We start from the raw sequence: 21,872 nt of genomic DNA, 5'->3' as shown, positions 1-21,872 counted from the left end.
GGAGCCGTATCCGCGAATCGAATATTTGCGGATCGACGAATGGGTATCACGCAAATGTATTCACGCAAATATTCATCGCATCGGCTGGATTGAAAATTGTCCAGGTTCGTTCGTCTCTACCAGGTACATAAATGTATTGTTCGGATGAATGAAGAAAAATAGGGTCCGTCCGGATTCCATGGGAATCCGGTGCTGGCGCGTCCGTTTGTGGTTCCTGCGGTTGGCAAGCGTCCTGCCCGTCGCGCCTCCTATCCCGACCACTCCACCACGAAGTACGGCGCCAGCTTGGCCGGCGCGCGCGTGATCACGGCCTCGGCCCGCCGCGTCACGCCTGCGCCCCGTCGGGCCTCCAAGCGAACCCGGTGAGCGCTGCCGCCCTTGGTGACGACGAAGCGCTCCTGCCCCTTCAGAAGCGAGAGGAGGCGGTCAGGCCCGTCGGGGCGGCGACGCAGGGCGAGGATCTGTTGGACGAGCGCTGCCTGCAGGCCGGGCAAGGCGAGCAGCACCGGCGGCGGAGCGCTCGTCACGTCGACCTTGCCGCCGGGATTGTTGACGGTGAGAAGCCCGGCCAGGGCCTCGACCTCGGCGGGATCGACGCCCGGCAGCCAGCGCAACTCGCCGACCTGACGAAACCCTTCGCGGCGATGGGGGCGCGCGCCGTCGTCGGGCCGGGGCGGGGCGGCGGTGAGCGCCCCTTTGCTGGCCCCTTGCCCATCCTTCGGCTCGTAGCGGTCGCGCCACGCCACCACCCTTGCGGCGAACTCCTCCGGCCGGAGGCTGCGGCCGCCGACGGCGCGGTAGGCGGAGGCCAGCAGCGCCGGATCGGCGCCGTTGAGGTCGATCCGGCCCGCCTCGTCGCTCACGGACAGGGTGACGGTGCCGGAATCGAGGCGGATCTCCTGTCCGTCGATCTGGGCCGGGGCGAGCTTGAGGCCGTAGAGTTCGTAGGCCGCGAGGTCGAGCCCGGCCTGCACCAGGCCGTCCAGGGCGAGGTCGTCGGATTTCGCCTGCACCCCTTCGAAGGCCGCGCGCACCAGCACGGTGGTGCCCCCCAGCAGGCTCGCCAACAGGGCCATGACGCCGAGCACCGCCACCAGGATGAAGCCGCCGCGTCCGTCCCGGCCTGGGGCCTTGCGCGCCGCCATGCTGGCGCTGGCGCCGGTGCCCGTGGTCTCGCCCCTCGCTCCGGCGACGCGCCTCGGCATGCTCAGTTCCGCCTCTGGGCGGCGCGGTCCTGCGTCACCGCGTTGAGGATGGCGCCGAGCGCCGCCTCGTCGTCGCCCGCGCCCTCCTCCGTGCGGCTGCAGTAATGCGTTCGGGGGCGCACGCAGCCGGGTTCGGCCTCGGCGCGCACGGGCACGCGCAACGATGCGGCCACGTCGCCGGTGCCCGGATCGGCGAGACCGACCCGCACCGCCACCGGCGGCGGCCCGGCCGGCGGCCAGGTATCGACGATCACCTCCGGGGTCGTGTCGCTGCGGGGCGCCACGTAGGCGAACCGGATGCGGGCCGGGCCCTCGTAGAGCAGTTGGTCCGGGCCGAAGGCGAGCGCACCGGGGCCGGGCAGGTCCGGCGGCAGCGGGGCCTCCGCGCGGGTCAGGCGTCCACCCGTTCCGTCCCCCTCGCTGCGCAGCAGCACCGCCACGGTCTCGCGCAGGGGGCTGCCCTCGGCCACCGGCCGGTCGAGGGCGAAGAGAAGCTGCCAGGGGCCGCCCGCGAACACGAAGCGCTCTCGGTCCGGCCCGTCCCACCGGGCGCGGGCCATCCGGCGGATGTCCCGCGCCAGGGCCGAGAGGCCCTGCTCGGTCCGCTCCAGCCGGGCGGTGCGCCCGGCGAGGCTGTCGGCTTGGTGCAGCATCAGCCGCGTCAGCGAGCCGAGCGCCAGCAGGATCGCGGCGCTGATCGCCAGCACCGCCAGCGCCTCGACCATCAGGAAGCCGCTGCGCGCGTCGCGCGGGGAACGGCGAGGGCGGAGCCGGGGGGCACGGCCAAGACGCGCGCCGGCCCTCACGAGCGGCCCTCGTCGAGATCGATCGCCGCCGTCAGACCGTCGATCCGCACCGCCAGCAAGGCGCCGAGGCCGGGGCGGGCCAGGAAGATCTCGCCGCCGGTGGCGGTGCCGTCGGGGAGGAAGCGGACCCCGCCGGCCAACCCTTCCGAGATCCGGATGGCGATCCGGGGCGGCAACGCCACGGCACGGTCCGAGGCGCCGGAGCGCAGCATGCGATCCGTGAGATCGACGCGCGCCACCACCGGAACGCCGCCGGATCGCGCCGCGTCCCGGTCGGCCCGCAGCAGGGCCATCATCTCGTAGGCCTTGATCCGCAGGGAGGTGCCGCTGTCGCGGGGCGAGCCGCGGGGCAGGGCGAGCGTCGCCACGAGGCCGATCAGCGCCAGAGCCAGAACGGTTTCGAGCAGGGTGAAGCCGGCCTGCGGGGAGGCCGTTCGAGGGGGCGAGACGGTGCGCATCGCGATGGACACCGGAGTCAGGGCTCGACCGCCGCGGCGCGCGGCGGGGGCGCGAAGCGGCGCAGGTCGATCGGCCAGTCGCCCTGCCCGGTATCGGCGGCCGGGCGGTCGATGTCCTCGGGGACGCCGATGGCGAGGGTGCGGTTGCGGCCTGGCCCCATGGGTGGGCGGATCACCGCGTCGGCCTCGGGGCGGCGGGCCCCTCCCCCGTGCAGCGGACGAGCGGCGAAATCCATTCCGACCTCGGGCCCGGATAGCCCGAGCCGCGGCATTGTCTGCGCGGAGCCGGGCACGATCAGCGCGACCGATCCCGAGCCCAGACCGAACAGCACGATCATCGCCGGTCGCAGAGGAGTCATCGACGGAGCATCCGATGCGCGAACCTCTCCGCTATAGGCTGCGTCGCTCCGATCGTCCCGCGAATGGCGAAGCTTCACGACAGAAATCGTCCGACGTGGGATTTTCGCAACACTTCGCGAAATCAGTACAGATCGGTCGAAAGGAGGCGCGGACGGCGAAACCTCTGATGGTCTACAGTCACGCGTGGTGAGTCGACGCTGAGCACAACGGTCGTTCCGGCCGGACAAATCGCTGCGGCATCGCAGCGCGGCGCTGTTCCGCATCGTCTCCGGACATAGAATGGAAACATGGCCGGGGTCCGATGCGCCCCGTCCCGCCCATCACGCAGGCATGCATGGGTCTCGTTCAGTACGCCCTCAAATTCCGCATCACGACCTACGTGCTCGCCGTGCTGATGATGCTCGGCGGCCTGGGCGCGATCGTCGTCACCCCGAAGGACGTGCTGCCGACCGTCGACATCCCGGTCGTCGTCGTGGTCTGGACCTATACGGGCCTGTCCGCGCCGGAGATGGAGAAGCGGATCACGACCTATTCCGAGTTCGGCATCTCCAACAACGTCAACAACATCGCCCGGATGGAATCGACGAGCCTGCAGGGCACGTCGATCATGAAGATCTACTTCGATCAGAGCGTCAGCATCGATCTCGCCATCGCGCAGATCGTCTCCTCGACGAACTCGATCCGCGCGCTGATGCCGCCGGGCGTGCAGCCGCCGGTGATCGTGCGCTTCTCCGCCTCCTCGGTGCCGGTGATCCAGCTCGCCCTGACCTCGACCAAGGACAGCCTCAACAAGGTCTACGACTACGCCCAGTACCGCATCCGCCAGCGGCTGACGCAGGTGCCGGGCTCGACGCTCCCCTCCCCGTTCGGCGGCGCGCCGCGCCAGATCATGGTCGATCTCGACCTGCACGCCCTGCGCGCCCTCGGGCTCACGCCGCTCGACGTCACCAACGCCGTCACCCAGCAGAACCTGACGATTCCCTCCGGGCTCACCAAGATCGGCGAGCAGCAATATCCGGTGCAGATGAACGCGACGCCCGACGCGATCGCGAGCCTCAACGAGATGCCGATCCGGGTCGTCGGCGGCCAGCCGGTGCTGGTGCGCGACGTGGCCTATGTCCGCGACGGCGGGCCGCCGCAGGTCAACATCGTGCGCGCCGACGGGCAGGCCTCGGTGCTGATGCGGGTGCTCAAGAACGGCACCGCCTCGACCCTCGACGTCGTCAACAACCTCAAGGCGGCGCTCCCCGACATCCGCGCGGCGGCCCCCGAGGGGATGGAGATCAAGCCGCTCTTCGACCAGTCGGTCTTCGTCTCGGCGGCGATCGAGGGCGTGCTGCACGAAGCCGCCATTGCCGCCGCGCTCACCGGCCTGACGATCCTGCTGTTCCTCGGCTCGTGGCGCTCGACGCTGATCGTGCTGGTCTCGATCCCGCTCTGCATCATGACCTCGCTGGCGATCCTCGCCGCGCTCGGCCAGACCATCAACGTGATGACGCTTGGCGGCCTCGCCCTCGCGGTCGGTATCCTGGTCGACGACGCGACGGTGGCGATCGAGAACACCTACCGCCTATTCGAGGAGGGGCGCCCGTTCCGCAATTCCGTGGTCGAGGGCGCGGCCGGCATCGCCAAGCCGGCGCTGATCTCGACGTTGTCGATCTGTGCCGCCTTCGTCTCCGTCTTCGCGCTCACCGACACGCCGAAATACCTGTTCACGCCGCAGGCGCTCGCGGTCGTGTTCGCGATGCTGACCTCCTACCTGCTGTCGCGCACGCTGGTGCCGGTCATGATCGATGTGCTGGTGGAGCGGGAATACCTCCAGCACCATGGGCGCGCGGACGAGGCGCCGCGCCAGGGCCGGATCGCCCGCGCCGCGATCTGGCTGACGCGGCCGCTGTTCCGGTTCGCGGGCGCCTTCCGCCGCCGGTTCGAGGCGGGGTTCGTCCGCTTCCATCGCGGCTATGTCGGGCTGCTGCACGTGGTTCTGCGCCGCCGCGTCGCGACCGTCACGCTGGTCGCCCTGCTGTTCGCCGGCACCGGCGTGCTCTTCGTCCAGACCGGCCAGGATTACTTCCCGCAGGTCGAATCGAGCCAGATGACGCTGCACCTGCGCACCCGCCCCGGCATGCGCATCGAGACCGCCGAGCAGGTCTTCGCCGAGGTGCAGAAGACCGTGCGCGAGGTGATCCCGGAGGAAGAGATCGGGCAGATCCTCGACAATATCGGCCTGCCGTCGAACAACTACAATTTCGCCTTCTCCGACGGTTCGTTCGTCTCCTACAACGACGGGCAGATGCTGATCGATTTGAATGAGGGGCATGGGTCCGTGGCGGACTACACGCGCCGCCTGCGCGAAGTCCTGCACGAGCGCTTTCCCGACCTGATCGTCTACTTCCAGCCCTCCGACATCATCACGCAAATTCTCAATTTCGGCGTCATCTCGCAGATCGATGTGCAGGTCTCGGGCCGCAACCTCGAGAAAGATCTCGCCGCCGCCCGCCGGATCGAGGCACGGCTCAAGGCGATGCCCGGCCTCGTCGACGTGCACCTGCACCAGATCGTCGACGTGCCGCAATTCTTCATCGACGTGGACCGGCGCCTCGCGTCCGAACTGGGGCTGACGCAGCAGCAGGTGGCCCAGAGCCTCAACGTCTCCCTGTCGGGCTCCTTCCAGGTCACGCCGAACTTCTGGACCGATCCGAAGACCGGCATTCCCTACCAGCTCTGGGTGCAGACGCCGGAATACCGCAACGACTCGCTCACCGCGCTCCAGAACACGCCGCTCTTCGCCCGCGCCTCCGCCACCGGCGGCTTCGGGCCCGGCGCGCTGACGCTGGTGTCGAGTGTCGCCAGTATCACCCGCCAGCCGACCCAGACGGTGATCAACCACGTCAACACGCAGCCGACCTTCAACGTCTACGCCGCGGTGCAGGACCGCGACCTCGGCTCCGTCGCCCGCGAGATCGACCGGATCGTTCAGGAGGAACAGAAGGCGCTGCCCGCCCCGGACAAGATCGTCGTGCGCGGCCAGATCGAGAACATGCGCTCGGCCTTCTTCCGGCTCGGCATCGGGCTCGCGATCGCGCTCGTCGCCGTCTACCTCCTGATGGCGGTGAATTATCAGAGCTGGGGCGATCCCTTCGTGGTTCTGGCGGCCCTGCCCATCGCCTTCTGCGGCATCGTCGCGAGCCTGTTCATCACCAACACCGCCTTCTCCATCCCCTCGCTGTTCGGGGCGATCATGTCGGTGGGCATCGCCTCCGCGAACTCGATCCTGCTCGTCACCTTCGCCAAGGAGCACCGCGAGGCGACCGGCTGCTCCTCCTTCGAGGCGGCGATCGCCGCGGGCGAGACCCGGCTGCGGCCGGTGCTGATGACGGCGGGGGCGATGTTCCTCGGCTTGATCCCGATGGCGCTCGGCACCGGCGAGGGCGGCGAGCAGAACGCGGCGCTGGCGCGCGCCGTGATGGGCGGCATCGCGCTCGGCACGCCCTCGACGCTGCTGTTCGTGCCCTTCCTCTACACCCTGCTGCGTCGCGGCGCGGTCAAACCGCTTCAGGATTATGTATGATGTTCGCGACGAAGACGGCGGCGGGCTGCCGCGACCCCAGGATCGGCCGGTGAGCGCGTCGGAGCACAAGCCCGCAGCCGAAATCCCGCCGCCGCCGCGCAAGCGCGGCTTCGTCCTCGCGGCGCTCGTCGCCGCCGGGTTGATCGCCTGGGGCGCGCATGGTCACGGAGAGCGGGCGGCGCGCGCCGAGGAGACGCAGCGCCGGCAGAACACGTTCGTCCCGAAGCTCCGGACCGTGGAGGCCAAGCGCCTCGAAGGCCCCGCCTCGCTCACCCTCCCGGGGCAGACCGAGCCCTTCGCCACCGCCCGCATCTTTGCCCGCGCCACCGGCTACATCGCCGAGCGACGGGTCGATCTCGGCTCCCGGGTGAAGCAGGGCGACGTGCTCCTGCGCATTGCCGCCCCGGACCTCGATCAGCAGCTGATGCAGGCGGAGGCGCAGCTCGGCCAGCTCCAGGCGCAGCTCCTGCGGGCGAAGGCGATGGTCGATCAGGCCAAGGCCAACGTGAACCTCGCCCAAGTGACGAACTCGCGCACCTCGACGCTCGCCGGCCAGGGCTGGGCCTCGAAGCAGAACGCCGACAACACGCAGGCCGGGGTGCTGTCGCAGGCCGCCAACCTCGCCTCGGCCGAGGCCGACGTGAAGGTGGCCGAGGCCAATATCAAGGCCCAGGAAGCCACCGTCGGGCGGCTCAAGGCCTTGACCGGTTTCGAGATCGTCACCGCGCCCTTCGACGGGGTGGTGACCGCTCGCAATGTCGATGTCGGCGATCTCGTCCAGGCGGATGCGGGCTCCGGCACGCCGCTCCTGTCGATGGACCGGGACGACGTGCTGCGCATCTCCGTCAACGTGCCGCAGAACGCGGCCGTCGGCGTGGGCCCGGGTGTGGCCGCCGAGATCAAGGTGCCGCAGATGCCGGACCGGACCTTCTCGGGCAAGGTCGAACGCTCCTCGGTGGCGCTGCTGGCCTCCTCGCGCACGCTCACGGCGCAGGTCGACGTACCCAACCCCGACCGGGTCTTGCGGCCCGGCCTCTACGTCTACGTGACCCTGGCCATTCCCCGCACCGGTGCCCCGACGGTGGCGGTGCCGGCGGAGGCCCTGGTGTTCAACCAGGGCGGCACCCGCGTGGCGCTCTCCCGGGAGGACGACACCGTGACCTGGGCGAATGTCCACATCGCCCGCGACAAGGGTACGACCGTGGAGGTCGATCAGGGTCTGGCCGGCGGAGAGCGCCTCGTGCTGAGCCCTCCTTCCGATCTGAAGGAAGGCGGCCGGATCGCACCACAGCCGGAAAAGCCGACGCATTCGGCGCAACGCTGATCCCACCCTCCCCTCATCCTGAGGCACCGGAAGCGCAGCGGAAGCCTCGAAGGAGGGCGCCAGGGATCGCTGACGACATCGGGAGCCTTCCTTCGAGGCCGCTTCGCGGCACCTCAGGATGAGGGGATCTGATGGGACGAGCCGGTCGAGCCGGCTCTGAGACATCGGGAGCCTTCCTTCGCGGCCAGCCTGCGCGGGCGCCTCAGGATGAGGGCGAGGGTGGGTTCAAATCGTCCGTCCGACTTTCGGCCGGTTGCGCTCGCGCCCGGTCTCGGCTCACATCCCGCCGGAAACGCTCACCGAGAAAGACGCCTCATGACCGATCTAAAGACCCTTCGCAGCCTCTCCGGCCTGCCGCCGGAGCCCGCCGCGCTGAAGGGCTCGGCCCTGCTGATGATCGACCTGCAGAACACCTACCGCGAGGGCGTGATGCAGCTGGAGGGCGTCGAGCCGGCGATCCGCGAGGCGGCGGCGCTGCTGGAACGGGCCCGCGCCGCTGGTATCCCGGTCTTTCACGTGCGCCACGATGCCGGGCCGGGCTCGCCCTACGACATCACGGCGCCGATCGGCCAGATCAGCGACGAGGTCGCTCCGAAGGACGGCGAGGCGATCGTCACGAAGGCCTATCCGAGCGCCTTCGTCGGCACCGACCTCGAGGCACAGCTCAAGGCCGCGGGCGTCGAGGACGTGATCGTGGCGGGCTTCATGACCCATATGTGCGTGAACTCGACCGCCCGCAGCGCCTTCAGCCTCGGCTTCCGCCCGACCGTCGTCGCCGCGGCGACCGCCACCCGCGCCCTGCCGGGGCCGGACGGCGCCACCGTCCCGGCCGCCGCGGTTCAATCGGCAAGCCTCGCGGCGCTCGCCGATCTGTTTGCGGTCGTCGCGCCGGATCAGGGGGCGATCCGCGGATAGATCGTTCGGCGACGTCACTTGCTCGTCCGACCCAACCCTCATCCTGAGGTGCGGAGCGAAGCGTAGCCTCGAAGGAGGCTTCCAGACCGCCGCGCGATTCCTGGAGGCCTCCTTCGAGGGCGGCGCTGCACGCCGCCGCCTCAGGATGAGGGAGAGGGTTGGAAAACGCTCTCCGGCCGCTGCCTCAGGTCCGCCGCTGCGCGTGGCCCTCGTGCTCGTCCCAGCCCTCGAGCACCTTGTCGAGGGTGAGCGGGTATTCGCGGATGCGCACGCCGGTGGCGTTGTAGACGGCGTTGGCCAGAGCCGCGCCCGCGCCGCAGATGCTGACCTCGCCGAGCCCCTTGCTCTTCAGGGGGTTCGACTTGTCGTCGAGTTCCGGCAGGAACACCGCGTCGATGGCCGGCACGTCGGCATGCGCCGGGACGTGGTACTCGGCGAGATCGTGGTTCACGAACTGGCCGGTGCGGGTGTCGATCTCGGCAGCCTCCATCAGGGCGGCGCCGATGCCGAAGATCATCCCGCCGAGCGCCTGCGAGCGGGCGGTCTTCTGGTTGAGGATGCGCCCGCCGGTGAACACCCCGAGCATGCGCCGCAGCCGGATTTCGCCGGTGTCCGCGTCGACGCCGACCTCGGCGAAATGCGCGCCATAGGAGTGCTGCGAGTATTTCTCCTTCATCGCGCCGGGCTTGATCTCACCCTTGGCCTCGACGCCGTCCTTGCCGGCGAGATCGGTCAGAGCCTCGGAACGGTTGCCCGAGACGACACGCCCCTCGGCGAATGTCGCGCCCTCCGTGTTCAGGCCGGCCTGCGTCAGCAGCGCCTGACGGAGGTTGTCGCAGGCGACGTAGAGCGCCGAGCCGGCCGAGCCCGCACCGAAGGAGCCGCCGGAGCCCGCCGCCTTCGGATAGGCCGTGTCGCCGATCTCCACACGGATGCGCTCCACCGGCAGGCCCATCATCTCGCCCGCGATCTGCGCCAGGATCGTGTAGGTGCCGGTGCCGATATCGGTCATGGCCATGCGCACCGTCAGGGTGCCGTCGGGATTCAGCCGGACGCTCGCCTGCGAGGGCATCAGCGGGTTGAGACGCGCCGCGGCGGCCATGCCCATGCCGACGAGCCAGCGCCCGTCCCGCGTCGCGCCGACTGCGCCGCGCTTGTCCCAACCGAAGCGCTGCGCGCCCTCGCGCATGCAGGCCACCAGCTGACGCGTCGAGAACGGGACCTTCTTCTCCGGGTCCTGCTCCGGCTCGTTGCGGATGCGCAGCTCGATCGGATCGACCTTCAGCTGCTCGGCCAACTCGTCCATGGCGCATTCGAAGGCGAGCTGCCCGACCGCCTCGCCGGGGGCCCGCATCGATGAGGCGACGGGTTTGTTGAGGTTGGCGAGCCGGTGCCGGGTGATGCGGTTCTCCGCCGCGTAGAGCGCGCGGGTGACGTTGGCCGAGGTCTCGTAGAAGCCGTCGCCCGGGGTGGCCGCCGACCAGGATTCGTGGCCGATGGCGGTCAGCCGCCCGTTCGCGTCGGCCCCGAGGCGGATGCGCTGGATCGTGTCCGAACGGTGGGTTGCGACGTGGAATTCCTGCTGGCGCGTCATCGCCACCTTCACGGGGCGGCGCAGGCTGCGCGACGCGAGGGCCGCGAGCGTCGCTTCCGGCTGCGGCTGCAGTTTCGAACCGAAGCCGCCGCCGATGTAATGTGAGATCAGGCGCACGTTCTTCGGGTCGAGCTTCAGCACCTGGGCCAGAGAGGCCTGGCCGCGGTTGAGCATCTGGTTGGCCGTGTACAGCGTCACCCGCTCGCCGTCCGGGCCCGATTCCCACGAGGCGATGGTGGCGTGCGGCTCCATCTGGGCGTGGATCTGCACCGGCGTGGTGTATTCCACGTCGAGCTTCACCGGTGCGGCGGCGAAGGCGCCGTCGAAATCACCGAGCTTCGAATCCGGCGGCGTCTGCATCGCCTTCGGCTCGAACGCCGTGGGCTTGGCGTCCCGGAGCGAGGCCTGCGGGGTCTGCACCGCGTAATCGGCCTTCACGAGAGCCGCCGCCGCGCGGGCCTGCTCGAAGCTTTCGGCCACCACGAAGGCGATGGGCTGGCCCCGGAAACGGATCTCGGTGCCCTGCAATTGCGGGAACACCTGCTCCTTCTTCTCCCCCTGCTCCGGCACGTTCTCGTGGGTCATGACGAGCAGCACGCCCGGCGCCCGCCGCGCCGCGTCGGTGTCGAGCCGGCGGATCGTGCCCTTGGCGATCGAGGCCTCGACGATGAAGCCGTAGGCCGGTTTCGCCAGATCGCGGACTTCGTAGGCGTAGGGGGCCCGGCCGGTCACCTTGAGGCGGCCGTCGATGCGGTCGATCGGTCGCCCGACCAGGCCGTCCGCCCGGTCCAGCGGCGTGGTGCCGATCGGCTGGTTCATGTCCATGGCGGGTGTCCTCGAAGCATCGAGTCGAAAGGTGGGGGTCGGCCTTCTAGGAAAGCCGACCTTGAAAGGAGTTCGGGAGCGCGGCTCGCGGTCCCTAAGCGCGCAGGGCTTCGGCGATGGTCGCGCGCAGCGTCCGGCGGGTCAGCGGGATCTTGAAATCGTTCGAACCGTAACCGCGGGCGCCCTCCAGCACCCGATCGGCGGCGGCGTCGGCCGAGCCGGTCTCGACGAGGGCGGCTTCCGCCGCCTCGACCCGCCACGGTTTGTGGGCGAGCCCGCCGAAGGCCAGTTTGGCCAGTCGCGGCTTGTCGCCGTCACCCCTGGCGATGATCGCCGCGACCGACACGGTGGCGAAGGCATAGGAGGCGCGATCCCGGACCTTCCGGTAGAGGTGCACGCCCTCGACGGGCTTCGGCAAGGTCACCGCCGTGATCAATTCGCCGGGCTTCAGAGTCGTCTCGACCTGCGGCGTGTCGCCGGGCAGGCGATGGAAATCGGCCATCGGAATGGTCCGCGACTGGCCCTGCGGATTTGTCGTCTCCACGGTGGCGTCGAGTGCCCGCATCGCCACGTTCATGTCGGACGGATTGGTCGCGATGCAGGCCTCGCTCGTTCCGAGCACCGCCATGATGCGGTTGAACCCGCCGATGGCGGAGCAGCCCGAGCCGGGCTCGCGCTTGTTGCAAGGCTGGGTCGTATCGTAGAAGTAGTAGCAGCGGGTCCGCTGCAACAGGTTGCCGGCCGTGGTCGCCTTGTTGCGCAACTGGCCGGAGGCGCCCGCGAGCAGGGCTTTGCCCAGCACCGCGTAATCCTTGCGCACCCGCGGATGCGCGGCGAGGTCGGAATTGCGCACGAGGGCGCCGATCCGCAGGCCGCCTTCGGGCGTGTCGGAGACTTCGGCGAGCGGCAGGCGGTTCACGTCGATGAGCGTTGCCGGCGTCTCGATCTGAAGCTTCATCAGGTCGAGCAGATTGGTGCCGCCGGCGATGAAGCGCGCGTTCGGTCGCTCGCTGGCGAGCCGTGCGGCGTCCTGGACGGTGGTGGGGCGCTCGTAGGCGAAGGCTTTCATCGGCTCAGCCCTCAGATCTTGGTGGAGGCGTCGCGGATCGCCGCGACGATGTTGGGATAGGCCGAGCAACGGCAGATATTGCCGCTCATGCGCTCGCGGATTTCCTCATCGGTCAGCGACGCCGTCTGCGTCAGGTCATCGGTGACGTGGCTCGGCCAGCCCGCCTCGATTTCCGACAGCATGCCGGCGGCGGAGCAGATCTGGCCCGGCGTGCAGTAGCCGCACTGGAAGCCGTCATGGTGCAGGAAGGCCGCCTGGAGCGGATGCAGGGTCTCGCCCTGGGCCAGCCCCTCGATGGTGGTGACGCTGTCGCCCTCGTGCATGGCCGCGAGGCTCAAGCAGGAATTGATGCGCCGGCCGTTCACCAGCACCGTGCAGGCGCCGCACTGGCCGTGATCGCAGCCCTTCTTCGAGCCGGTCAGGTCGAGATGCTCGCGCAGGGCGTCGAGCAGGGTCGTGCGGGTGTCGAGGGTCAGGTCGTGCCGCTGTCCGTTGATCGTCAGCGAGACCGGCATGGTCTGGGGCTGCGGATCCCCGGCAGCCGGGGCGGCGACCGCTTGGCCGCGCAAGGTCGCACCGAGGGTCGCGAGCGCCGCGCATCCCCCCATCACTCCCCGGCGCGTCGGATCGAAGCGCGTGTCTCTGGTCGAGCCTGCTGTCATGCCTTGCCGTCCCGCTCATCCGCGACGGGCCACCGGGGGCCAGTCTGGAATTGATCGAAATCCGGAAGGCAGAACGCGGCGGAGGGCCGGGTTGATCCGGCGTTCCGCCGCGCCCGTATGGCGCAGCTGCCCGAAACGCGGTCGGGGCGGCCCGAAGGCCGTCAGCTCCAGGCGTGGAACGGTGGGTTCACGCCGTTGAGCGCGTGATTGCCGACGATCGCGATCTTCCAGCGCACCGGATCGTGAAGGGTGTGGGTGCGGGCATTGCGCCAGTGGCGATCGAGATTGTGCTCGGCAAGCGTCGAGCGGGTGCCGGACAATTCGAACAGGGTGTTGGCGGCCGCGAGTGCCACCTCGGTGGTCAGCACCTTGGCCTCCGCCGTCGCGATCTGGGCGGCCGCGACGCTCTCGGCCGTCGGGTTCGCGACCGCCGCGTCGATGGCGAGACCGGCCCGGTCGAGCAGGGCTTCCGCCGCGTGCTGGCGGATCGTCAGATCGCCGACGGCGCGGATCGTGTAGGGATCGTCCGAGGCCCTGTCCTGGCCGCTGTCGATCCAGGGACGGGCCTTCTCGCGCACGAAGGCGATCGTGTCGTCGAGCGCCGCCCGGCCGATGCCGGCATCGATCGCCGCCTGGATGATCTGGAAGATCGCCCCGTCCGCGCTCGGATGCGCGTAGCCGCGCCAAGCCGGCACGAGGCGGCGTCGCTCCACCCGCACGTCCTCGATGATCACGGTGCCGCTCGCGGTGCCGCGCTGGCCGAAGCTCGACCAATCGTCGATCACCGTGAGCCCCGGCGCGTCGCGATCCGCGATGGCGTACCACGCGCGGCCTTCCGCGTCGTTGGCAACGATCGGCACGAGATGGGCGAGCAGTGCCCCCGACGCGTAGAACTTCCGGCCCCGCACGATCACGTGGTCGCCATGGTCGGTGAAGCGGGTTTCGAACTCGGCGGCGCGCTTCGTGCCCTTCTCGGAGAAGGCGTTGCCGAAGCGGGTGCCGGCCAGAACCTCGGCGAAGAGTTCGGCCTGCTGGTCCGCATCCGACACGGTGCGGATCGACGCGACGATGCCGAGATGGTTCTGGGCGATCTGGGCGATCGAGGGATCGGCCGCCGCGATGATCGCGATCACCTGGGCCAGCGTCCGGTACGACACGTCCGGCCCGCCATGGGCCCGCGGCACGTTGATCGACCACAGGCCGCTCTGCGAGAAGGCGTCGAGTTCCGCGAGCGGGCGCGCGCTGGTGCGGTCGCGCTCCGAGGCGCCCGCGCGGAACTGTTTTGCGAGGCGCTGCGCGACGCGGATCGCCTCCGCATCGTCGCGGATGACGTGGGCCGGTTCCTGCGGGCGGGCGGGGCCGGGCGTGCCCTGCGGCCGGCTGCCGGTTTCGGCGGTGGTGGGGCTGACGGCGATGGTCATGAGAGGCTCCGTCGTGGGGGGAAGGTGCGAAGTCCCACCCATCCCCCTCATCCTGAGGTGCCCGCCTGAGCGGGCCTCGAAGCAGAGCTCCAGGGATCGCGCGCAAGCTGGAGCTCTCCTTCGAGGCTTCGCTTCGCGACGCACCTCAGGATGAGGGGAATGGGCGGGGGAGCTGGCTTACGCCGCCTCGGCGCGCTCGGCCCTGGCCGCCTCCAGCGCCCGCACCCGCGGGATCACCTCGTCGCCGAAATACTTCACCTCTTCCTGGAAGTGCAGGAAGGCCAGCAGCGCGAGGTCGACGCCGGCATCCTTGAGGGCGACGATGCGCTCGGCGATCTGATCCGGCGTGCCGATCAGGTTGGTCTTGAAGCCGTCATTGTACTGGACGAGGTCTTCGAAGGTCGATTTCGCCCAGTTGCCCTCGCCCTCCGGCGAGGCCTTGCCGGCATTCTTCACCTCGTGGCCGAAGGCCTTCACGGCGTCCGGGTCGGCGTGATCGATGATCTCCTGAAGGACGGCCCGGGCCTCCTCCTCCGTCTCGCGGGCGATGACGAAGGCGTTGACGCCGACCTTGACCGAATGACCGTTCTCGCGCGCCTTGGCCTGGAGGTCGGCGACCTGGGCCTTGATGCCTTCAGGCGTATTGCCATTGGTGAAATACCAGTCGGAGACGCGGGCCGCCATGTCGCGGGCCGCCCGCGAGGAGCCGCCCTGGAAGATCTCGGGGAGGCGCTCCGGCTTCGGCTTCAGGGTGTAGTTGGTATAGCGGTAGAAATCGCCGCGGAACGTGAAGTTGTCCTGCGTCCAGATCCCGCGAAGGCTGCGAAGGAACTCCTCCGAGCGGCGGTAGCGCTCGTCGTGATCGAGCCACGGTTCGCCGATCGCGCGGAACTCGCCGGAGAACCAGCCCGAAACGAGGTTGATGGCGATGCGCCCCTCCGTCAGTTCCGAGATCGTGGCGATCTGCTTGGCCGCGAGCGTCGGATTCCACGGACCGGGCAGGATCGCGGCGATGACCGTGAGGCGGGTCGTGGCGGCGGCCAGCGCGTGGCTGAAGGCGACCGATTCGTGCTGGTACTCGGCGCCGTAGCCGGCGGTGAAGCGGATCTGCGTCAGGGCGTAGTCGAAGCCCGCCTCCTCCGCGATCTGGGCGAGCTTGCGATTGTAGGCGGCGTCCCAGCTGGTGCGCTGGGGAACCTTGCTGATGACGAGACCGCCCGAGACGTTCGGCACCCAGTAGGCGAAGCGGATCGGCTCGGAAGAGGCGCGCAGGGACATGGCGTCGTCACTCAGGTTCGATGATGGTCTGAATTCGCGAAGGTCATATCGGAATAGTGATCCGATCTCGTCTTCGCGTCCTGAAATCATCGCCTTGCGCTTGCGCTTCGTCAAAGGAATGATCCGGCGTTTTTCGGCGCCGAAGCGAAAGTTCTTTCTTTAAAAGACGAAGGCGATACGGCAATCGTTTTTCTGAATACGATATGCCGTCAATCGGCCGGTGAGCGTGAACGGCCCCCTCTCCTCGCGCCTTGCGCAGCGAAAACGGACGCAGGGGCCGATGCAGGTGGCGCTGCGACGCTCCTTCCCGCCGCCCCCTCCCCCTTCGCAAGAGGGAGAAGAATCTCGTTGCCGCGGCTCGGACGGCCCTGAATCGGTCGGCCGAAACGAAAAGAGCCGCCCCGGCGGGGGCGGCTCCTTCATGTCGGCGTGGTGATCCGGCTCAGTAGACCCCGCCGGCCTGGGCGGCGGCGCCGGCATCCGGCGGGACGGTGGCGGGCGGGCCGGCCGGCGCGGCGACGTAGGCGTCGGGCGGTGCGGTGCCGGGCTTGAACGCCTCGAGGATCGTCCCGCCGCCCTCACCTGAGCCGGCGCGGGTGCCCGAGGAGGCGTTGACGCGGATCAGCTTGATCCCCGGCGGCACGCGGAACGGCGTCGGCGGCTTGTCCTTGAGCGCGACCTTCAGGAAGTCGAGCACGATCGGCGCGGCGAGCCCGCCGCCGGTCGCCCGGTCGCCGAGCGAACGCGGCTTGTCGAAGCCGAGATAGACGCCGACCGCCAGATCCGGCGAGAACCCGACGAACCACGCATCCTTGGCGTCGTTGGTCGTGCCGGTCTTGCCGGCGAGCGGCTTGCCGATCTGCTTCAGGAGCGTGGCGGTACCGCGCTGGACCACGCCTTCCATGATCGAGACCATCTGGTAGGCGGTCAGCGGGTCGAGCACCTGCTCGGACTCGTCCACGAGCTTCGGCTCGTCCTGACCCGACCACTTCTCGGCGTCGCAACCGATGCATTTGCGGTTGTCGTGGCGGTAGATCGTCTCGCCGGTGCGGTCCTGGATGCGGTCGATCAGCGTCGGGCGGATGCGCCGTCCGCCATTGGCCAGCATCGAGTAGGCGGTGACCATGCGCATCACCGTGGTCTCGCCGGCACCCAGCGACATCGGCAGGACGGGGAGCAGGTCGTCGTAGACGCCGAAGCGGCGGGCATATTCGGCGATGAGCGGCATGCCGATATCCTTGGCGAGCCGCACCGTCATCAGGTTCTTCGAGTGCTCGATGCCGTAGCGCAACGTGTGCGGACCGCCCGACTTGCCGTCGTAGTTCGAGGGCGTCCACGCCTCCTGGCCCGGACCGGCCTCGATGGTGATCGGCGAATCCTGCACCACGGAGGACGGGGTGTAGCCGTTGTCGAGCGCCGCCGAGTAGACGATCGGCTTGAACGAGGAGCCCGGCTGACGCATCGCCTGGGTCGCGCGGTTGAACTCGGATTCGTCGTAGGAGAAGCCGCCGACCATGGCGTGGACGCGGCCGGTATAGGGATCCATCGCCACGATGGCGCCGGACACCTCGGGCTTCTGCCGCAGGCGATAGAGGGCGCGGCCGGCATCCATCGGCTCGACATAGACCACGTCGCCGGCCTTGAGCGCGGTGGCGACCGGGCGCCCCGTCCACTTCACCCCCTCGGCGGTGATCGAGCCGGTCTCGCGCTCCTTGGAGACGGCGCCGGAGGCTTCGCGCTTCGGCTGCAGGCCGATCTGCGCCACGCCGCCGGAGGTGCTCAGCACCACGGCGAGCCGCCAGGGAGCGATGTCGCCGAGCGCGGGCATCTCCGAGACGGCCAGACCCCAATCGCGGCCGACGAGATCGACCTGCCGCTCGGCGCCGCGCCAGCCGCGGCCCTGATCGTAGCGGACCAGCCCGTCCACCAGCGCCTTGCGGGCCCAGGACTGCATCTTCGGATCGAGGGTGGCGCGCACCGACAGGCCGCCCTCGTAGAGCTTGGTCTGGCCGTAGCGCTCGGAGATCTCGCGGCGAACCTCTTCCGTGAAGTAGTTGGCGTTGGCCGCGTTCGGGAAGGCGACGCGCGGGTTGACGCCGAGCGGCTGCTTCTTGGCCTCCACCGCCTCGTCCTGGGCGATGTAGCCGTTCTGGGCCATCAGGCCGATGATCTCGTTGCGGCGCGAGAGGGCCGCCTGGGTCTTGCGGTAGGGGTGGTAGTTGTTCGGCCCCTTCGGCAGCGCGGCGAGGTAGGCGGCCTCGTTGATGGTCAGCTCGTGGACCGACTTGCCGAAATAGTCGAGCGCGGCCGCGGCGACGCCGTGCAGGTTGCGTCCGGGCACGATGGTGCCGAGGAAGATTTCGTTCAGGTACAGCTCGAGGATCTTGTCCTTGGAGTAGGCCGATTCGATCCGCAGCGCGATCAGGGCTTCCTTGATCTTGCGGTCGTAGGTCTGCTCGTTGGACAGCAGAAAGTTCTTGGCCACCTGCTGGGTGATGGTCGAGGCACCCTGCTTCTTGCCCGATTGCGCGTTGGTCAGGATCGCGCGGACGATGCCCTCGGGGTCGATGCCGCCGTGCTTGTAGAAGTTCTTGTCCTCCGCCGAGAGGAAGGCGGCGACCACGATCTTGGGCATCGCCTGGATCGGCAGGTAGAGACGCCGCTCATGCGCGTATTCGGCGAGCAGCGAGCCGTCCGCCGCGTGCACGCGGGTCATCACCGGCGGCTCGTAATTGGCGAGCGCGGCGTGGTCCGGCAGGTCCTGGCTGTACTTCCAGTAGAAGAACGCGCCGACGGCCGCCGCGACGCAGAACAGCACCGCCCCGGCCGAGAACAGGAAAGCGAAGAATCGCAGGATGAAACGCATCCGGTGTCCGTCCGTCGCTCGTCCGCTGCACGATTGAGATCGGGTTCGGCACCAGGGGCCGGCCGAGGCTCAGGGCTCGTGTCGAGACCCCGCGCGATCCGCGCGGTGTTGGGCGGGCGGGGGTCTCTCGTGAAGGCCCCGTATCGACACCGGTTCTATGGTGAAACTGGGGCGATGGAGGCCGCCTTGCGCGGCGGCGTCGGCGTCGGGCGGGAGAGCGTCGCCCGGCCGGCGAAGAACAGATCGATGGCTTTCGCCATCGAACCCGTGACCTTGGTGCGCCACTCTTCGGAGAGCAGCTTCTCCAGATCGCTCTTGCTCGACAGGTAGCCGAGCTCGACCAGCACGGAGGGCACGTCGGGGGAGCGCAGCACGCGGAACCCGGCTTCGCGGTGGGGCTTCGCGCTCATTTCCATGACGGGCGAGAGCTGGCCCATCAGCTTCGCGGCGAAGCCCGACGAGAAGCCGCGGGTCTCGCGCAACGTCAGTTCCTGCAGGATGTCGGCGACATCGGTGGCGCCCTCCCCCGAATCGGCGCCGCCCGCGGCATCGGCCTTGTTCTCCCGTTCCGCGAGCCGGGCCGATTCGCCGTCGGTCGCCTTCTCGGAACCGGTATAGATCGTGGCGCCCTTCACCTGGGGCGCCGCCGAGATCGAATCGGCATGGATCGAGACGAACAGGTCCGCCCTGGCCTCGCGGGCGATGCGCACCCGCTCGGAGAGCGACACGAACACGTCCCGGTCGCGGGTCATGGCGATCCGGTAGCGCCCCGTCCCCTCGAGTCGCTCCACGAGCGCCTGGGCGAAGCCGAACACGATGTCCTTCTCGTAGACGCCGGTGGCCGCGATGGCGCCCGGATCGATGCCGCCATGGCCGGCATCGATCACGATGAGCGGGCGCGTATCGGCGGCCTCCCGCGGCGGCGGCGCCTTGGCGGCCGAGGGATTCGGATCGCCCGCGACGGACGCCTTGCGGAACGCGTCGCGCTCGACCCGGCGGAACGGGATGGTGACGAGGGTCGCCCCGCCGCGGGTCTTCGTGGTCTCGATCGCGTCGACCACCGCCGGGCCGGCGAGATCGACGACGATCCGCGAGCGCCCGGGCGCGAACAATCCGTAGCGGAAGGAGGCGACGACGCCATCGCGGTGACGCCCGGCCTCGCTGCCGAGCTGGAAATTCACCTCGGGCAGGTCGATCACCGCCCGGTCGGGGCGCTCCATCACGAAGGCGCGGGCCTCGACCGCCTTGGAGAGGGTGAGAACGAGCTTGGTCGTGCCCCCCTGGCTCGCGAGATCGGCCGCGATGGCGATCGCCGCGTTGCGAGCCGGGCCGGCGCCGATCCCATCCTGGGCTGGGGCGGGGCCGGCGATCAGGGCCGGGCCCAGGGCGAGCGCGACCAGGCTCCCGGCGACGCGGAGGGAGCGGAGAAGTCCGAAGCGAAAGGTGCGGGCGCGCGGCTGCATCGGTCGGCCAGGGTTCCGGGAGCCTCCGATACGGGATACGGCCGGGATGGTTAACCGTTCCTCACCGCGTCCCGGTCGGTTGCCCGGTCGCTGTTGTGCCGGTGCGACACCTGCAATCGCTGGCTGTCGGTCGAACCGCGGTCGGCGCCGAACCCGCGTTGCGCGAAGACACGAAAACGTGAAGACCGGTGCGGGATTGCGAAGGCGGTTCGCGCGGAACCCTCTGCGGATGGGGGGTTTAGCGCGGCGCAGCATGATCGGGCCCCACCCGAATCGCTTCTCCAACCTCGAGACCGCCGATGGTGCCCGACTCGCCTCCTGCTTCCGCTCCGGAGCGCCAGCCCTCGCGCGCGGCCCTGCGCGGCCTCGACATGCTCAACTTCACCCTCGCCGACGTACGCGACGGTCTCGGACCCTATCTCGCGATCTATCTGCTCGCGGTGCGCGGTCCCGAGCAGGGCTGGAACGAGGCGACCATCGGCCTCGTCATGACGATCGCGGGCATTGCCGGCCTGATCGCCCAGACCCCGGCCGGCGCCTTCATCGACCGCAGCCGCAACAAGCGCGCCATCGTCATCGCCGCAGCGGTGGCCGTGACGCTGAGCTGCCTCGTCCTGCCCTGGATCTCGGAATTCTTCCTCGTAGCGGCGACCCAGTCGGTCTCGGCCATCGCCGGGGCGATCTTCCCGCCCGCGCTCGCCGGCATCACCCTCGGCATCGTCGGACCGAAATACTTCGCCAAGCAGATCGGCCGCAACGAGGGCTTCAACCACGCGGGCAACGCCGTCTCGGCGATGCTGGCGGGCGGCCTCGCCTACCTGTTCGGGCCGATCGTCGTGTTCTGGCTGATGGGCATCCTCGCCGCGCTCTCCATCGCCGCGATGCTGACGGTGCCGGCCAGCGAGATCGACGACGACCTCGCTCGCGGCCTCGACCAGGCCGAGGACCAGGGCAGCGAGCAGCCCTCGGGTCTCAGCCTGCTCCTGCGCAACCGCCACCTGATGCTGTTCGCCGGCCTCTGCGCCGCCTTCCACCTCGCCAACGCGGCGATGCTGCCCTCCGTCGGCCAGCTCCTGACCAAGGTGGTGGGCAAGGATTATGCGACCTCGCTCATCGCGATCTGCATCGTCGCGGCCCAGCTCGTCATGGTGCCGATCGCCGTGATGGTTGGACGCAAGGCCGACAGCTTCGGCCGCAAGCCGATTTTCCTGGCCGCCTTCGGCTTCCTGGCTCTGCGCGGGGTGCTCTACACCTTCTCGGACAACCCGTTCTGGCTCGTAGCGGTGCAGTGCCTCGACGGCATCGGCGCCGGCATCTTCGGCGCGCTGTTCCCGATCATCGTGGCCGACCTGACCCGTGGCACCGGGCGGTTCAACGTCGCGCAGGGCGCGGTGGCGACCGCCCAGGGTCTCGGCGCGTCCTTCAGCGCGACGCTCGCCGGCGTCATCATCGTCGGCGCGGGCTATTCCGCGGCCTTCCTGGTCCTCGCCTCGATCGCGGCGGCGGGCTTCGTGGTCTACCTGCTGTTCATGCCCGAGACCTACGGCTACGAGCCGAAAGGCGGCACCAAGGGCGGCACGCAGAGCCGCCCGACCACCCCCGCCGCGGTTCCGGCGGAGTAGCTCACCGCTCCGGCGGGATCGAGTAGGTGCCGGTGGCGTGGCAGACGATCTCGTCCGCGCCCAGGCTCCGGATCGCCACCTCGCCGACCGCGAGGCGGCGCCCCAGCTTGAGCAGGCGGCACTCGGCCACGAGGCTGCCGGGGCCGGGACGGCGCAGGAAGTTGAACGCGAGATTCGTCGTGACCGCGAGGGCCACCGGGCCGATATTGGCCAGGATCGCGGCGTAGAGCGCGTAATCCGCGAGGGCCATCATGGCGGGGCCGGAGACGGTCCCGCCCGGGCGCAGATGCTGCGTCCCGCCGTCGAGCCGCATCCGCGCCGAGAGCGGCCCGACCGCCTCCAGGTGATAGGCGCGCGTTCCGGCGTTCATCTGCGGGAAGTCCCGGTCGAGGAAGGCGATCGTGTCCTCGAGCGTCATCGCGGTGGTGCTCAT

At 69.4% G+C, this 21,872-nt stretch carries 16 protein-coding genes; 4 read left to right on the top strand and 12 right to left on the bottom strand.

The window, feature by feature from the left end; genetic code table 11:
* Window positions 1–248 precede the first annotated feature (248 nt).
* Genes OWC43_RS13665 through OWC43_RS13650 form a run of 4 tightly spaced genes read right to left on the bottom strand, consistent with a single transcriptional unit; the run spans window position 249 to window position 2,828 of the window.
* Window positions 249–1,205: a general secretion pathway protein GspK gene (locus tag OWC43_RS13665; RefSeq protein WP_393957043.1), complete on the bottom strand. Its 957-nt coding sequence runs from the start codon at window positions 1,203–1,205 to the stop codon at window positions 249–251.
* A gap of 2 nt (window positions 1,206–1,207) precedes the next feature.
* Complete coding sequence (locus OWC43_RS13660) at window positions 1,208–2,011, bottom strand: type II secretion system protein J (protein ID WP_393957042.1); 804 nt, start codon at window positions 2,009–2,011, stop codon at window positions 1,208–1,210.
* A complete protein-coding gene (locus OWC43_RS13655) occupies window positions 2,008–2,481 on the bottom strand; it encodes a prepilin-type N-terminal cleavage/methylation domain-containing protein (RefSeq protein WP_393957041.1) in 474 nt (157 codons plus the stop codon). Before OWC43_RS13655 ends, OWC43_RS13660 begins: the two co-directional genes overlap by 4 nt.
* A 5-nt stretch (window positions 2,482–2,486) precedes the next feature.
* Window positions 2,487–2,828: a hypothetical protein gene (locus OWC43_RS13650; protein WP_393957040.1), complete on the bottom strand. Its 342-nt coding sequence runs from the start codon at window positions 2,826–2,828 to the stop codon at window positions 2,487–2,489.
* A 335-nt stretch (window positions 2,829–3,163) separates the two neighbouring features.
* Here OWC43_RS13650 and OWC43_RS13645 point away from each other — a divergent pair, with 335 nt between their 5' ends.
* From OWC43_RS13645 to OWC43_RS13635, 3 genes are all read left to right on the top strand, one after another.
* Window positions 3,164–6,400 carry an efflux RND transporter permease subunit gene (locus tag OWC43_RS13645; protein ID WP_393957039.1) on the top strand — a complete coding sequence of 1,079 codons (3,237 nt, stop codon included), beginning with the start codon at window positions 3,164–3,166 and terminating at the stop codon, window positions 6,398–6,400.
* On the top strand, window positions 6,393–7,724 hold the full coding sequence (locus tag OWC43_RS13640) for an efflux RND transporter periplasmic adaptor subunit (RefSeq protein WP_393957038.1): 1,332 nt from the start codon (window positions 6,393–6,395) through the stop codon (window positions 7,722–7,724). The genes OWC43_RS13645 and OWC43_RS13640 overlap by 8 nt, the downstream gene beginning before the upstream one ends.
* A 315-nt stretch (window positions 7,725–8,039) precedes the next feature.
* Window positions 8,040–8,639, top strand: a complete 600-nt coding sequence (locus OWC43_RS13635) for a cysteine hydrolase family protein (RefSeq protein ID WP_137828648.1) — start codon at window positions 8,040–8,042, stop codon at window positions 8,637–8,639.
* 184 nt (window positions 8,640–8,823) lie between these two features.
* On the opposite strand, the gene OWC43_RS13630 is transcribed toward OWC43_RS13635, so the two are convergent.
* The 7 genes from OWC43_RS13630 to OWC43_RS13600 all read right to left on the bottom strand — a co-directional run bounded on the left by OWC43_RS13630 (window position 8,824) and on the right by OWC43_RS13600 (window position 19,817).
* Window positions 8,824–11,058 carry a molybdopterin cofactor-binding domain-containing protein gene (locus OWC43_RS13630; protein WP_393957037.1) on the bottom strand — a complete coding sequence of 745 codons (2,235 nt, stop codon included), beginning with the start codon at window positions 11,056–11,058 and terminating at the stop codon, window positions 8,824–8,826.
* A gap of 94 nt (window positions 11,059–11,152) precedes the next feature.
* Window positions 11,153–12,127 carry an FAD binding domain-containing protein gene (locus OWC43_RS13625; RefSeq protein ID WP_393957036.1) on the bottom strand — a complete coding sequence of 325 codons (975 nt, stop codon included), beginning with the start codon at window positions 12,125–12,127 and terminating at the stop codon, window positions 11,153–11,155.
* 11 nt (window positions 12,128–12,138) lie between these two features.
* Window positions 12,139–12,789, bottom strand: a complete 651-nt coding sequence (paoA, locus tag OWC43_RS13620; RefSeq protein ID WP_393957035.1) for an aldehyde dehydrogenase iron-sulfur subunit PaoA — start codon at window positions 12,787–12,789, stop codon at window positions 12,139–12,141.
* A gap of 161 nt (window positions 12,790–12,950) precedes the next feature.
* A complete protein-coding gene (locus OWC43_RS13615) occupies window positions 12,951–14,210 on the bottom strand; it encodes an SfnB family sulfur acquisition oxidoreductase (protein ID WP_393957034.1) in 1,260 nt (419 codons plus the stop codon).
* A 177-nt stretch (window positions 14,211–14,387) separates the two neighbouring features.
* The gene (gene sfnG, locus OWC43_RS13610; RefSeq protein ID WP_137828643.1) at window positions 14,388–15,488 is read right to left on the bottom strand and encodes a dimethylsulfone monooxygenase SfnG; all 1,101 of its coding nucleotides are present in this window, start codon (window positions 15,486–15,488) and stop codon (window positions 14,388–14,390) included.
* Window positions 15,489–15,930: 442 nt separating this feature from the next.
* Window positions 15,931–18,354, bottom strand: coding sequence for a penicillin-binding protein 1A (locus tag OWC43_RS13605; protein ID WP_137828642.1), 2,424 nt, complete (start codon window positions 18,352–18,354; stop codon window positions 15,931–15,933).
* A gap of 155 nt (window positions 18,355–18,509) precedes the next feature.
* A complete protein-coding gene (locus OWC43_RS13600; protein ID WP_137828641.1) occupies window positions 18,510–19,817 on the bottom strand; it encodes an N-acetylmuramoyl-L-alanine amidase in 1,308 nt (435 codons plus the stop codon).
* A 299-nt stretch (window positions 19,818–20,116) separates the two neighbouring features.
* On the opposite strand from OWC43_RS13600, the gene OWC43_RS13595 reads away from it, so the two are divergent.
* Window positions 20,117–21,439: an MFS transporter gene (locus OWC43_RS13595; RefSeq protein ID WP_137828640.1), complete on the top strand. Its 1,323-nt coding sequence runs from the start codon at window positions 20,117–20,119 to the stop codon at window positions 21,437–21,439.
* 1 nt (window position 21,440) lies between these two features.
* On the opposite strand, the gene OWC43_RS13590 is transcribed toward OWC43_RS13595, so the two are convergent.
* Window positions 21,441–21,872 (bottom strand): PaaI family thioesterase, encoded by a 432-nt coding sequence (locus tag OWC43_RS13590; protein WP_238308002.1) that lies wholly within the window; start codon window positions 21,870–21,872, stop codon window positions 21,441–21,443.

The sequence above is a fragment of the Methylorubrum sp. POS3 genome (assembly GCF_043352485.1).
In the GTDB taxonomy this organism is placed as follows: Bacteria; Pseudomonadota; Alphaproteobacteria; order Rhizobiales; family Beijerinckiaceae; genus Methylobacterium; species Methylobacterium suomiense.
Note: the sequence above shows the minus strand (reverse complement) of the source record. Positions and strands in the feature narration are given on the sequence as shown.

Coding starts and splice junctions, on each gene's coding strand:
- OWC43_RS13665 (WP_393957043.1), bottom strand. CDS start 1,205: ATGCCGAGGCGCGTCGCCGGAGCGAGGGGCGAGACCACGGGCACCGGC.
- OWC43_RS13650 (WP_393957040.1), bottom strand. CDS start 2,828: ATGACTCCTCTGCGACCGGCGATGATCGTGCTGTTCGGTCTGGGCTCG.
- OWC43_RS13645 (WP_393957039.1), top strand. CDS start 3,164: ATGGGTCTCGTTCAGTACGCCCTCAAATTCCGCATCACGACCTACGTG.
- OWC43_RS13640 (WP_393957038.1), top strand. CDS start 6,393: ATGTATGATGTTCGCGACGAAGACGGCGGCGGGCTGCCGCGACCCCAG.
- OWC43_RS13635 (WP_137828648.1), top strand. CDS start 8,040: ATGACCGATCTAAAGACCCTTCGCAGCCTCTCCGGCCTGCCGCCGGAG.
- OWC43_RS13630 (WP_393957037.1), bottom strand. CDS start 11,058: ATGGACATGAACCAGCCGATCGGCACCACGCCGCTGGACCGGGCGGAC.
- OWC43_RS13625 (WP_393957036.1), bottom strand. CDS start 12,127: ATGAAAGCCTTCGCCTACGAGCGCCCCACCACCGTCCAGGACGCCGCA.
- paoA (WP_393957035.1), bottom strand. CDS start 12,789: ATGACAGCAGGCTCGACCAGAGACACGCGCTTCGATCCGACGCGCCGG.
- OWC43_RS13615 (WP_393957034.1), bottom strand. CDS start 14,210: ATGACCATCGCCGTCAGCCCCACCACCGCCGAAACCGGCAGCCGGCCG.
- sfnG (WP_137828643.1), bottom strand. CDS start 15,488: ATGTCCCTGCGCGCCTCTTCCGAGCCGATCCGCTTCGCCTACTGGGTG.
- OWC43_RS13605 (WP_137828642.1), bottom strand. CDS start 18,354: ATGCGTTTCATCCTGCGATTCTTCGCTTTCCTGTTCTCGGCCGGGGCG.
- OWC43_RS13600 (WP_137828641.1), bottom strand. CDS start 19,817: ATGCAGCCGCGCGCCCGCACCTTTCGCTTCGGACTTCTCCGCTCCCTC.
- OWC43_RS13595 (WP_137828640.1), top strand. CDS start 20,117: ATGGTGCCCGACTCGCCTCCTGCTTCCGCTCCGGAGCGCCAGCCCTCG.
- OWC43_RS13590 (WP_238308002.1), bottom strand. CDS start 21,872: ATGAGCACCACCGCGATGACGCTCGAGGACACGATCGCCTTCCTCGAC.